We start from the raw sequence: 11,494 nt of genomic DNA, 5'->3' as shown, positions 1-11,494 counted from the left end.
CTCCGGAGCCCGGCCCACGCAGCGGGCCGCGTAGGCAGTGGCCAGATCACGAGTCAGCGGACCCATCGATCCGCCGTCGCCAACGATGTGGTGCAGGGTGAGCAGCAGGACATGCTCCGGGGCCCCTGCGGCGTCTACTCCCAGCGCGAACAGTTCGGCACGCATCGGGAGGTCTGTGGCCAGATCGAAGGGCCGCAGACCCGACTCCCTGAGGGAGTCGGCGAGTTCATCCGATCCGATCTCGCGTACGGGCAGCTCCACGGCCGCCGCCGCGTCGAGGACGATCTGGGTGGGCTCGCCGTCGGTGTCGGGGAAGATGGTCCGCAGGGCCTCGTGCCGGCCGATCACGTCGGCCAGGGCCTGGCGCAGCGCGGAACGGTCGAGCTCACCAGTCAGTTGGATCGCCACGGGCAGGTTGTAGGTTGCCGAAGGCCCCTCCATCCGGTCCAGGAACCACAGCCGGCGCTGCGCAAAAGACAACGGAATCATGGTCAGGCCTCCTGCTTCACTCGCTTGCTCAGAGCCGGTCGTATGCACTTGGCCTCGCCAAGGTGCTCGGCCAGCCCGGCCACCGTCGGGAACTCGAAGAGCGTGCGGATCGGGACCTCTAGCCCCAGCACGGACCGGACACGGTTCACCAGCCGGGTGGCGAGCAGCGAATGGCCACCCAGCTCGAAGAAGTTGTCGTCGATGCCCACGTCGGGGATCTGGAGGATTCCGGCGAAGACCTCGCAGAGCCGTTCCTCGCGCCGGTTGCGCGGCGGCCGGTGGGTGAGCAGGCTGGAGTAGTCCGGGGCGGGCAGAGCCCGCCGGTCCAGCTTCCCGTTGCCGGTCAGCGGCAAGCAGCTGACGGTCACGAAGGCGGCGGGGAGCATGTAGTCGGGCAGCTGCGCGGCCATGTGCGCGCGTAATTCGGACGGGTGCGGGAGCTCGGAGCCTTCGGCCGGAACGGCGTACGCGACGAGCCGCTTCTGGCCAGGCCGGTCCTCGCGGACGATCACGGTCGCGGCGCCGATCGCTGGGTGCTGGGTCAAGACGGCCTGGATCTCGCCGGGCTCGATCCGGATGCCTCGGATCTTGACCTGATCGTCGACGCGGCCGAGGAACTCGATGTCGCCGACCGCGTTCCAGCGCACGAGGTCGCCGGAGCGGTACATGCGCGAGCCGTCGGGCCCGTACGGATCGGCGACGAACCGCTCGGCGGTCAGCCCTGCGCGGTTCAGATAGCCGCGGGCGAGGCAGTAGCCAGCCAGGTACAGCTCGCCTGGGACACCGACGGGGACCGGGCGCATCTGGCGGTCCAGGACGTAGGCACGGGTGTTCCAGATCGGCTTGCCGATCGGCGCGGTGGCTGTCTGAGGCCAGGCCTCGGAGGCTCCGGGCAGCGTGTACGCGGTCACCACGTGGGTCTCGGAGGGCCCGTAGTGGTTGTGCAGCATCGTGCCGGGGTGCGCCCGGTGGAACTCACTTACGATCTTGCTCAGTTGCAGCGCCTCACCGGCTTGCATCACGTGTCGCAGGGCGGGGGCCCGGAGGGACTGGGCGTCCGCGGCCTCGTACACAGCGTTGACGACCAGGTCAGGGGCGAACAACTCGGATATGCCCAGCCGATCCACCCACTCGGCCAGCCGCTGCGGGTTGAGCCGGGTGTCCTCGTCAGGCACGCACACTGTCTTGCCGTTCAGAAGCGCGGAGAGGACCTCATGCTCGGACGCGTCGAATCCGATGGCGCTGAACTGGGCCACCCGGTCGCCTGGCGTGCTCTCCACGGCGTCGGCGTTCCAGCAGAGCAGGTTGAGCAGGGCGAGCGAGGTCATGACAACACCCTTGGGGCGCCCAGTGGAGCCCGACGTGTAAATGACGTACGACGGGGTTTCCGGCAGCAACGGGGCGACCAGGTCGCTGCGGGCCGGGGCGGTGCCAGGCTGGGCGACCATCTCGGCACGGCCCGCAGTGCTGTCGACGACGAGCGTTGCGTGCGCGTCCCCCGCTCCAGCCAGGGCCTCGGTCGTGACCAGCAGGGCGGGTGCAGCGTCGGCCAGGATGAACGCGATCCGGTCCGTGGGGTAGGCCGGATCGACCGGCAGATACGCGGCGCCCGCCTTGAGCACCGCGAGCATGGCGGTGATCAGCTCGGCGGAGCGGGGTAACAGGACGGCTACGTGGTCCTCAGGGCCGATCCCGCGGGCGATCAGGGCGCGGGCGAGCCGGTTCGCGCGGGCATGCAGCTCCGCGTAGCCGATCTCGGTCTCGCCCGCGATCACCGCGAGGGAGTCTGGCATGGCCGCGGCGCGGGCTTCGAGCAGTTCTGGCAACGTGCGCGGGGGCAGATCGCGGTCGGTGGTGTTCCAGTCGGACACCACGAGCCGGTGCTCGTCGGCGGTCATCAGGTCGATGGCGGCAACCGGCCGGTCCGGGGCCGCCACCGCGGCATCGAGGAGGCGCAGGAAGCGGTCGCCGATGCGCTCGACGCTCTTGGCGTCGAAGAGGTCCGCCGCGTACTCGAGGGTGCCGTCGATGCCGGCGCATGAGGCCGTTGCGCTGTCGGGACGGGTGCCTCCGCTCGCCTCGGCGAACTGCTCCGTGAAGCTGAAGAGCAGGTCGAACTTGGCGGTGCCGGTGTCGGCCTCAGTCAGTTCTGCGGCCAGGCCGGGCATGTCGAATCGGTATCCGCCGGCGGCCTGCATCACGAGCATGACCTGGAAGAGGGGATGCCTGGCCAGGCTGCGGGCCGGGTTGACGGTCTCCACGACCTGATCGAAGGGGACGTCTTGATGGGAAAGTGCGTCCAGGACGGTCCCGCGCACCCGGTCGAGCAGTTCACGAAAGGTGGGTGCGCCGGAGACGTCAACCCGCAGCGCCAGGGTGTTGACGAAGAAGCCATTGAGGTCGTTCAGCGCATCGTCGGTGCGGCCGCCGGTGGCGCTGCCGAGCGGCACGTCGTCGCTGGCCGAGAGCTTGCCGAGCAGGCCCGCTAGTGCAGCCTGGAGAACCATGAAGGCCGTGGTCCCGGTCCGCTGTGCAAGCTGTTCGACGCGCTGGTGCAGCTCGGCGTCGATGCGCAGCGGCAGGCGCTCGCCCCGGTACGAGGACACGGCCGGGCGGGGCCGGTCGAAGGGGAGGGCGAGTTCCTCGGGGACCCCGGCCAGGGTCTCGCGCCAGTACGACAGCTGCGTGGCAGCGAGAGACTGCGGGTCGGCAGGCTCGCCGAGCAGGTCGCGCTGCCAGAGGGCGTAGTCGGCGTACTGGACCGGGAGTTCTTCCCACTCCGGGGCCCGGCCCGCGCAGCGGGCGGTGTAGGCGGTGGCCAGGTCACGGCCGAGGGGGCCCATGGACCAGCCGTCGCTGGCGACGTGGTGGAGAGTGAGCAGCAGGACGTGGTCGCGCTCGCCGTCGGGGCTCGTACCGAGGTCGAACAATTCGGCGCGCAGCGGCAGGTCTGCGGCCAGGTTGAAGGGGCGCAGACCCGACTCCCGTACCTCCTCTGCCAGCAGGCTGGGTTCGGTCTGCCGTGCGGGCAGCTCCACTACGGCCGCCGAGGCGTCGAGGATCATCTGTGCGGGCTCGCCGTCGGCCTCGGGGAAGACGGTCCGCAGGGCCTCGTGGCGGCCGGCCACGTCGGCCAGGGCCTGCCGCAGCGCAGCGCGGTCGAGGTCACCGGTCAGCCGCAGGACGAAGGGCAGGTTGTAGGTGGCCGAGGGCCCCTCCAGCCGGTCGAGAAACCACAGCCGGCGCTGCGCATAGGACAGCGGCAGACGCTCCGGGCGCGGCATGGGCCGCAGCGCGGGGCGGGCGGGACGCAGCTCGTCCAGTCGCCTTGCGAGTTCAGCGACGGTCGGGCACTGGAAGAGGTCACGCATCGCCAGCTCGACGCCAAGGGAGTGGCGGACCCGGCTCAGCAGCCGGGTGGCTAGAAGCGACTGGCCTCCCAGGTCGAAGAAGTTGTCGTCGATGCTGACCCGGGTCAGCCCTAGGGCCTCGGCAAACATGGCGCAGAGCGCCTTCTCCCTGGCGTCTCGGGGGGCGCGCCAGCCCGAGCTGGTACCCAGGTCGGGCTCAGGTAGGGCCTTGCGGTCGAGCTTGCCGTTGGGCGTGAGAGGGAAGGCGTCCATGGCTACGAAGACGCTGGGCACCAGGTAGGCGGGCAGCCGTTTGCCGAGGTAGTTGGCCAGTTCGGCGGGATCTGCGCCGCCGGTGGTGTACCCGATCAGGCGAACGCCACCGACGGCTCCCTTGAGGGCCACGACCGCGGCTTGAATGACCGCAGGGTGGCTGAGGAGCGCGGCTTCGACCTCGCCGGGCTCGACTCGGAAGCCGCGTATCTTGACCTGGTCGTCAACCCGGCCGAGAAACTCCGCCTCGCCGTCGGCATTCCAGCGGGCGAGGTCGCCAGAGCGGTACATGCGTGAGCCCTCGGGCCCATACGGATCGGCGACGAAGCGCTGCGCGGTAAGGTCTGGGCGATTCCAGTAGCCACGGGCCACCAAGTCACCCGCGATGTACAGCTCACCCTGCTCGCCGGGGACCACGGGGCGCAGGGCGGTGTCGAGGATGTGCACGCGAACGTTGCTGATGGTGGTGCCGATCGGCACGGTGGTGGGCCAGTTGGCCGGGTCGCCGCCGAGGGACTTGGTCGTGGCGAAGGGCGCCTCGGCGGGGCCGTAAATGTTGTGCAGGCGGAACGCCGAGCGGGTTGCGGACTCGCGGATGAGGCCATCCACGACGAGGGCCTCACCGCCCTGCAGGACATCCTGAAGAGCGGGCAAGTCGTGGCCTCGGTCGTTGGCCACGGCCAGCACGGTGTCGATGGCGGCCGTGCTGGCGTAGATCTCGTTGATCTTCCGCTCGTCGAGCCAGCCGACGAACGCGGCCACGTCGCGGCGCAGTTCGTCGGTGGGCAGTACCAGGGTTCGGCCGGTGATCAGGGTGGCGAGGATTTCCTGAACGGAGAAGTCGAAGCCGATGGCGGTGAACTGGGCGGTGCGCCCGCCCAGGATGACGGGCATGGCGGCGGCGTGCCAGTCGAGCAGGTTGACCACGCCGCTGACGGGCATGGCAACGCCCTTGGGGACTCCGGTGGAGCCGGAGGTGTAGACGACGTAGGCCGGGTTGGCCCCGTCGAGGGGCACGGTCCGGTCGGCGTCCACGGGGTTGTCCGACGAGTGTCCCGACACCATCCGGCGGACGGCCGCGTCGCTCAAATCGATCCGCTCGGGTGAGGCCGCCGGTGTGGCGATCGCGTCGCCGAGCAGCCCGTCGAGGTACGTGCCGGTAGTGAGCACCCAACCCGCCCCGGAGTTGCGGAGCAGGAGACGGATCCGGTCCTGCGGGTAGTCCAAGTCCAGGGGGAGATAGGCGCCGCCAGCCTTGAGCACCGCCAGGATCGAGACGACCAGCTGTTCGCAGCGCGGCATCGCGAGGGCCACCACGCGCTCGGGACCTACGCCCTCGGCGATGAGGTAGTGGGCTAGGCGGTTGGCGCGCCGGTTCAGCTCGGCGTAGTCGAGGGCGAGGTCCTCGAATTCGAGAGCGATGGCCTGGGGCGTACATGTCGCCTGCGCCTCGAAGAGGCCTGCAGGCGTCCGCGCGGACGTTGTCGGGAGAGGGTTCATGAGGCGTACCGCTCCACGATCCGTGCCGAACCGATGTGCGGCGAGTACGGGTCGATGGCGTCGGAGGGCCGGTATTCCAGGTTCACGCGGGTGCCGAGGCCGAGCTCATTCGCGAACTCCACGAACGCATCGAGGGCCACGTGGTCCTCGAGGGCGATGCCGGTCGAGTCGAACACGGTCAGTCGGCTGCGAGCGCCGACCAGGTTGTCCGGCTCGGCGACGAGTTGGGCCAGGGAGGGGCCGAGCTGGTCGGGGGTGAGCTGCTGGCTCTCGCCCTCACGCAGTGCCTGTTGAGGGTGGTCCGGGCAGACCAGGGCCCGGTCGAGCAAACTCTTGGACAGCTCGGTCTTGCCGGTCAGGTCGGCGCCGACGGCGTTGATGTGCAGGTGCTCGCGTATGCCGGCGTCCGGGAGGACCGGTCCGTGACCAACCTCGACGGAGGTGGCGGTGGTAATGATGTCCGCCTGTTGGGCGATCTCCTCGGTGGTGGCCATGCGTACCTCGAGGCCGAGGAAGGCAACACGGTCGGCGAAGGTGTCGAGGTGCTTGGGATTGGTGTCATAGGCGAGCACGGTCTCCAGCGGGAAGCAGAGGCTGAGAGCGTGCAGCTGCGTGACGGATTGGGCGCCGGTGCCGATGAGGCCGACCGTCCGGCTCTCGGGATGGGCGAGGGCGCGGCTGGCGAGGGCGGAGGCGGCGCCGGTGCGGATGGCCGTGAGGACAATGCCGTCGCACATGACGGTCAGGCGGCCGGTGACATCGTCGTAGCGGGCGACGGTACCGATGATGGTCGGCAGGCCGAACTGGTCGGGGTTGCCTGGGCTGTAGGAGACCGTCTTGATAGTGGTGCTGCTGCCACCCTCGCGGTGCGGCATCCACTCGATGATTCCTGGTACCGGGTCGGGGCGAAGGAATCCGTCGCGCAGTGGCGAGAGTTCAGCCGCGCCGCGATGGACAGCGGCGAATGCCTCGGACAGCCGGTGGATAATGCGACTCATGAGGGCATCGCGCCCCACTTGCTCAATGATCCGGTCGATGTCTTCCTGCGTGATGAGCAGGGTGTTCATTGAATTCCTCTTGGCTAGGGCGGTTAGGACCAGACGATCAATTCGCCGTTCATCGTGAACCCCATGAAGAACGAGAGGGTGATTCGACGGCCGCCTTCGAAGTCCTGCACCTGATGAAAATTGCGGCAGTCGAAGAAGACGCCTTCGCCGGCCGCGGCCCGCACGGTGGCCGCGGGTATGTCGGCGACCACCTCGGAAGCCCAGCCGTAGCCGTCCTTGCAGGTGTCGTCGACGGGGCACCAGCGGTGCCGCCAGACGGTCAGCGCGCCGCCCCGCTCGGCGACGGTGAGGTGCAGGTTGAAGGCGAGCTGCACGATGGGCTGGTCGTCGAGGCGGTTGGGGAACTCCCGCACCACCTCGTCATAGTGGATTTTTGAGCCCGTGGGGAACTCACGGAGAATGCCCACGTGCAGCGGCCGTCCTTCAATGGTCGCGGGACGCACCGGAATGCCGAGTTCGGTGCTCAGCCGGCACATGACAGCGGTGGTCGGATCGTATCCGCCGTAGATGTCGAGTACGGCATTTCGGGCTTGTTCTGCCCTCTTCCAGTAGGCCTCGTGGACTTGGCCCTGCGTGTAGTAGTCGTAGACTGCAGGACCGAACTTGAGAATCGGCGGGTCGAGTCGCTCTTCGTCGTACGGTTCAAAATTGGTCTGTTCGATGCGGGTGATGAGGTGGGTCAAGTCGCCCTGGAGCAGGTCGGGCACCTGGACGATCGCGCAGGTGCCGGCGGCCAGACGCTGCAAAGCCTCCCGCAGCTCCCCTTCTCGGGCCGTCTCCGCTCCGAACATCGCTTCGTCGATGAGACGGGTCGGCGTCATGGCAGGCATGGGTATCCCTTGGTAAGAGGTCAGATGGACAGGCAACGGCCCGCGCCCCTTGTTGAAGGGGGACGGCAGCGCGGCACCACGCCGTCCCCGAAGTGTCCGCGCGGCCAAGGTTTCTCTGGCCTTTCGGGCTCAGGGACGGAGAATCCTCAGCCCCATGCAGGGTCGTACGTGTGGACCGCACGGGAGGTGCTCAAGGCCGTGCCCGACCCGATGGCCGTAACCGCCATGTCCTGATGGGCGCCAGCCAGAGCTGCGCCACTTGCGAGAGCAACAAGCGCCAGAACCGGAGCGAAACGGCGCACCAGAGTGCCGTACATATACCTGATCATCCCCCTTGGTCAGTGCAGTGCGTTGGGCGCGGGTCGGATACCTCCGAGCCGGCGATCCGCGGGGAGAGCCAGGTGATGCCCTCGGGTCATCGATCTCGCTTGCGCCCCGCCTAAAGAGCATCACGCGCGACCAAACCCCAACCAATAGCGAAGGGTATGCGCAATGGTACGTTGCGCTTTTGTGAGCCATGAACACTTATGCACAAATAAGGACAACTGTGGGATACCGGACGTCGCAGCTCTGTGCGAACCGGCACTCCGTGCTTACCAACAGGCGCTGACAACAAGCGACTTGGCATACGAGGATGCTCCCGACTGCCTTAAGTCCTTGCAGCTGGTGGTCGGCCCCGACGACGGCCGTCCGGGCCGGGCGTACCCAGTGCCCCCTACCCTCGCGGCTGACCTTGCCCTAAGACCCTTCGTAGAGAAGATCGCGAGCCTGCGCAGCGCGGCCGACAACCTGCAGGCGTCTTTCCCGGCATATGAGGCGCTGTACGCGGCGACGAAGCGCAACGAGACACCCATGCTCACGCTCATCCATGGCGGCACCAACATCAGCCAGGCCTTGGAGTCGGCGGTGGATGCGTGCACCACCGAGTTGTTGACCGCCCAGCCGGGCGGAGGCCGCTCACCGGAGCTACTCGGCGAGGCTCTGGAGCGCGGTCTGCCGATGCTGGCCCGCGGAGTCCGGCAACGCACCCTCTACCAGCACACCATCCGCAGCCATCGACCCACGTGCACCTACGTAGAAACCATCACGGCCGCTGGCGCCGAAGTCCGCACCCTGGCTGAGGTCTTCGATCGGCTGATCATCTGCGATCAGACTGTGGCCTTCATACCCGTCTCCGAGGAGACAGCGAGCACCGCACTTGAAATACGGCATCCGGCGCTGATCCGCTACCTGACTATCGTCTTCAACCGGTCCTGGGACCGCGCCAGCCCACTCGGCAGCGAGACGGACCCCGAGCGGACCGTCCTTCTGGACGATCTCCAGCGGACGATTCTGCGCGCGGTGGTCTCCGGTGAGACGGACGACCGCGTTGCCCGCCGACTGGGCATGAGCCGACGCAGCGTCCTGGAGCACGTGCGCCGTGCCTCAGAGCAGGTAGGCAGCAAAAGTCGGGCCCAACTCGGCTACATACTCAGCGAGATGGGCATTTTGGGCAGTCTGGAAGACGACTGACCGGCTGGCCGGACCTTCATGCCCCAAGACCGCGAATGGAGTGGCCCGCTCCCCCGCCCGCGGAGACAGTACCCGCCAGCAGGACCGGTACCGCCCTTCGTGATCATCAGCAGCGCGCCCGTGAGCGGTGCGAACGTGGGCTACCTGTAGCGGCCCGTACTCGGCGCATCCGGCTGCCGTTTGGGCACAACATGGTGTGCAAGACCGTCCGTCCTCGAGCCGGATTCCGAAACTGAACTGTACGGTTCAGATTGGAGACTCCGGCACCACCAACCGGGCGCTCGTTACCGTGAGAATCGATGCTGCGTCCCAGCATCGTCCCGACGCACCAATCTCGACTCCGGGTCCAGGAGATCCGAGATGCCGGCGAGCACGCACGTCGGGGTCGAGAATCCGCATCTCCCCCGCAATAGCCGCCCTGTTCGCCTGCAATGATCCCTCAGATGTGGACCCGCGACTGTACTTCCAGCGCGTCCCGAAGGGAAGGCCACCAAGAACCGGCTGCACCTTGATGTGCGGGTCGGCACCGGACTCGTGGGGAAAGAGTGCCTCACCGCACGTGAGGACGAATGCGCACGGCAGGTCCCGCTCGGCGCGGTACACGTACGAACCCTGTATGACGGCAATGATTCGTGCATCCCGATGCACGACATCTGAGAGATTATCTCACGTGGCGAGTTCCGCGAGCTTCTTGTAGCAGGTCAGGGCGGCGGCCAGGCCGAGGAAGGCGAGGAAGTGCGAGCCCTTTCGTTCGTATCGGAACGGTGAGGCGGCGGTAGCTGAGGCGCCGCGAGTTCTCCGGACAAGCGTCTGACGGTCTCTTACGCGACGGATCGCAACTTCTGGTATTCGGCATGAACTTCGCGGGGAGGGCGGTATCCCACTGCCGAGTGAAGGCGTTTGTGATTGTACCAGAATTCGATGTACCGGGTGATGTCCTGTCGGGCAGCTTCACGGGTCAGGTAGGTCGCGCGGATACTCGCTCGTTCTTCAGCGTGCCGAAGAACGATTCGGCCATAGCATTATCGAAGCAGATTCCGGTGCGGCCGGCCGATTGCCGCAATCCGAGTCCTGCGAGAACGCCCGCGTACTCGGCTGACATGTAGTTGCTGCCGCGATCCGAGTGGAATATGGCTTCCGCGGCCAGCTTCCGGTTGCGGGACGCGTTGCGTATGGCCCGGGATTTCAGAGGCGTCTGGTAGTGGTCGTCCATTGCGTATCCGATGACTTCCCTGGTGCAGCAGTCGATGACCGTCGCCACATAGAGCCATCCTTCACCGGTTTTGACGTAAGTGATGTCGCCGACGAGCTTTTCGCCGGGAGCATCGGCGGTGAAGTCGCGGCCGACGAGGTCGGGCAACGCGCCGGCCGCGGGCCGGGTCAGGCCGAACCTCTTCAGCTTCGGCTGACAGGGCACCAGGCCCAGGACCCGCATCAGCTGGCGGACCAGCTCCAGGCCGGCGGCCACGCCCCAGCGGGCCAGCTGGGCATGCACGCGCCGGTACCCGTACGTGCTGTCCGACATCTCGAATGCCTTCCGGATGAGCGTTTTCAGTTCCTCGCGGCGTTTCGCCGTCGCGGAATCGGGGCGCGAGCGCCAGTCGTAGTAGCCGGATTTGGACACGTCGAGCCGCTGACACATGAACTCGACAGTGTAGGCGTACTCCTCGGTGTCGAGCCGCATCGTTTCGATGAACTCGTACTTGCTGGCTACCGGGGATCCCTCGCGAAGTACGCTGCGGGTCGGGTGGCCCGGGGGAATCGCACCCCCGGGCTCACACAGATCCCGGCGTGACAGTCTCCCGTCACCGGGCTCCTATTGCCCTCTTCGTCAGGTGACGTTGACCCATTTCCAGTGCGCGAAGAACGATGGGTAGGACTTAACGACCTGGTCCCATCTTCGCGCTGCTTTCTTGTAGGTCTTCAGCCGCTTGTGCTTCTTCCGGACCCAGCGCAGCAGGTAGAAGTTGATGCGCTGGAGGAGGGGATACAGTTCGGTTTGGTAGAAGGCTCCGTAGTACTGCATCCATCCGCGAATGATGGGGTTCAGCCATTTCGCGAACTCGCCGAAGGAGTAGGTGACGTGCATGTGAATCCGCCAGGAGCGGACTTCCGTGCTCATCTTCTTCAGGGCGTCCTTGCTAACCGCCGGGAGGAAGGACGTGAAGATCTTCCCGTGCAGGTCTTTTGCCGGACGTTTTCGGAATGTGAAACCCAGGAAGGTGAATGAGGTTGCCGTGTCATCGCGGCGCCGCTCCCTTCCGCAGTACACGATCCGCGTTTTGTCCGGGTGAAGTTGGAGCCCGACCTCAGCCATTCTGTTTTCGAGTCTCGCCAGGACCTCGCGGGCCTGCCGCTCTGACGAGCAGTGGATCACCGGGTGAGTCGGCGGCGGGAATCTCACCCGCCGCCGCTCGCAGAACCGTGCGGGAGCCTCTCGGCTCACACGGCTCCCATCGCCCAGCCGTCAGGC

At 67.0% G+C, this 11,494-nt stretch carries 8 protein-coding genes and 1 pseudogene; 2 read left to right on the top strand and 7 right to left on the bottom strand.

Translation table 11 applies throughout. The features are described 5' to 3' along the window. The 4 genes from ACIQE0_RS38535 to ACIQE0_RS38520 all read right to left on the bottom strand — a co-directional run. A partial coding sequence (locus ACIQE0_RS38535; RefSeq protein WP_402340993.1) for a condensation domain-containing protein occupies positions 1–489 on the bottom strand: 489 nt, incomplete at its 3' end. 2 nt (positions 490–491) lie between these two features. Continuing rightward, positions 492–5,612, bottom strand: coding sequence for an amino acid adenylation domain-containing protein (locus tag ACIQE0_RS38530; RefSeq protein WP_402340990.1), 5,121 nt, complete (start codon positions 5,610–5,612; stop codon positions 492–494). Beyond that, a complete protein-coding gene (locus ACIQE0_RS38525) occupies positions 5,609–6,679 on the bottom strand; it encodes an ornithine cyclodeaminase family protein (RefSeq protein ID WP_402340987.1) in 1,071 nt (356 codons plus the stop codon). The genes ACIQE0_RS38530 and ACIQE0_RS38525 overlap by 4 nt, the downstream gene beginning before the upstream one ends. Positions 6,680–6,702: 23 nt before the next feature. Then, complete coding sequence (locus ACIQE0_RS38520; RefSeq protein ID WP_402340984.1) at positions 6,703–7,509, bottom strand: proline hydroxylase; 807 nt, start codon at positions 7,507–7,509, stop codon at positions 6,703–6,705. A 666-nt stretch (positions 7,510–8,175) separates the two neighbouring features. Here ACIQE0_RS38520 and ACIQE0_RS38515 point away from each other — a divergent pair. Both ACIQE0_RS38515 and ACIQE0_RS38510 read left to right on the top strand, forming a co-directional pair. After that, the gene (locus ACIQE0_RS38515) at positions 8,176–9,021 is read left to right on the top strand and encodes a LuxR family transcriptional regulator (RefSeq protein WP_402341002.1); all 846 of its coding nucleotides are present in this window, start codon (positions 8,176–8,178) and stop codon (positions 9,019–9,021) included. 415 nt (positions 9,022–9,436) lie between these two features. After that, a pseudogene (locus ACIQE0_RS38510) lies at positions 9,437–9,678 on the top strand (VOC family protein); the annotation flags it as partial. A gap of 164 nt (positions 9,679–9,842) precedes the next feature. Here the strand turns inward: ACIQE0_RS38510 and ACIQE0_RS38505 are convergent. The 3 genes from ACIQE0_RS38505 to ACIQE0_RS38495 all read right to left on the bottom strand — a co-directional run bounded on the left by ACIQE0_RS38505 (position 9,843) and on the right by ACIQE0_RS38495 (position 11,467). Beyond that, on the bottom strand, positions 9,843–9,956 hold the full coding sequence (locus ACIQE0_RS38505) for a hypothetical protein (RefSeq protein WP_402340999.1): 114 nt from the start codon (positions 9,954–9,956) through the stop codon (positions 9,843–9,845). Positions 9,957–9,979: 23 nt separating this feature from the next. Further along, a complete protein-coding gene (locus ACIQE0_RS38500) occupies positions 9,980–10,783 on the bottom strand; it encodes an IS3 family transposase (protein WP_402340996.1) in 804 nt (267 codons plus the stop codon). A gap of 69 nt (positions 10,784–10,852) precedes the next feature. Next, entirely contained in the window at positions 10,853–11,467 is a 615-nt protein-coding gene (locus ACIQE0_RS38495) for a group II intron maturase-specific domain-containing protein (protein WP_402340981.1), read from the bottom strand. Between the last annotated feature and the right edge of the window lie 27 nt (positions 11,468–11,494).

The sequence above is a fragment of the Streptomyces sp. NPDC093097 genome, from assembly GCF_044754325.1.
GTDB lineage: Bacteria > Actinomycetota > Actinomycetes > Streptomycetales > Streptomycetaceae > Streptomyces.
This window is presented reverse-complemented; position numbering and strand designations above follow the sequence as displayed.

What these genes read in the sequence shown, in the direction of transcription:
- ACIQE0_RS38530 (WP_402340990.1), bottom strand. Translation starts at nt 5,612, where the DNA reads ATGAACCCTCTCCCGACAACGTCCGCGCGGACGCCTGCAGGCCTCTTC.
- ACIQE0_RS38520 (WP_402340984.1), bottom strand. Translation starts at nt 7,509, where the DNA reads ATGCCTGCCATGACGCCGACCCGTCTCATCGACGAAGCGATGTTCGGA.
- ACIQE0_RS38525 (WP_402340987.1), bottom strand. Translation starts at nt 6,679, where the DNA reads ATGAACACCCTGCTCATCACGCAGGAAGACATCGACCGGATCATTGAG.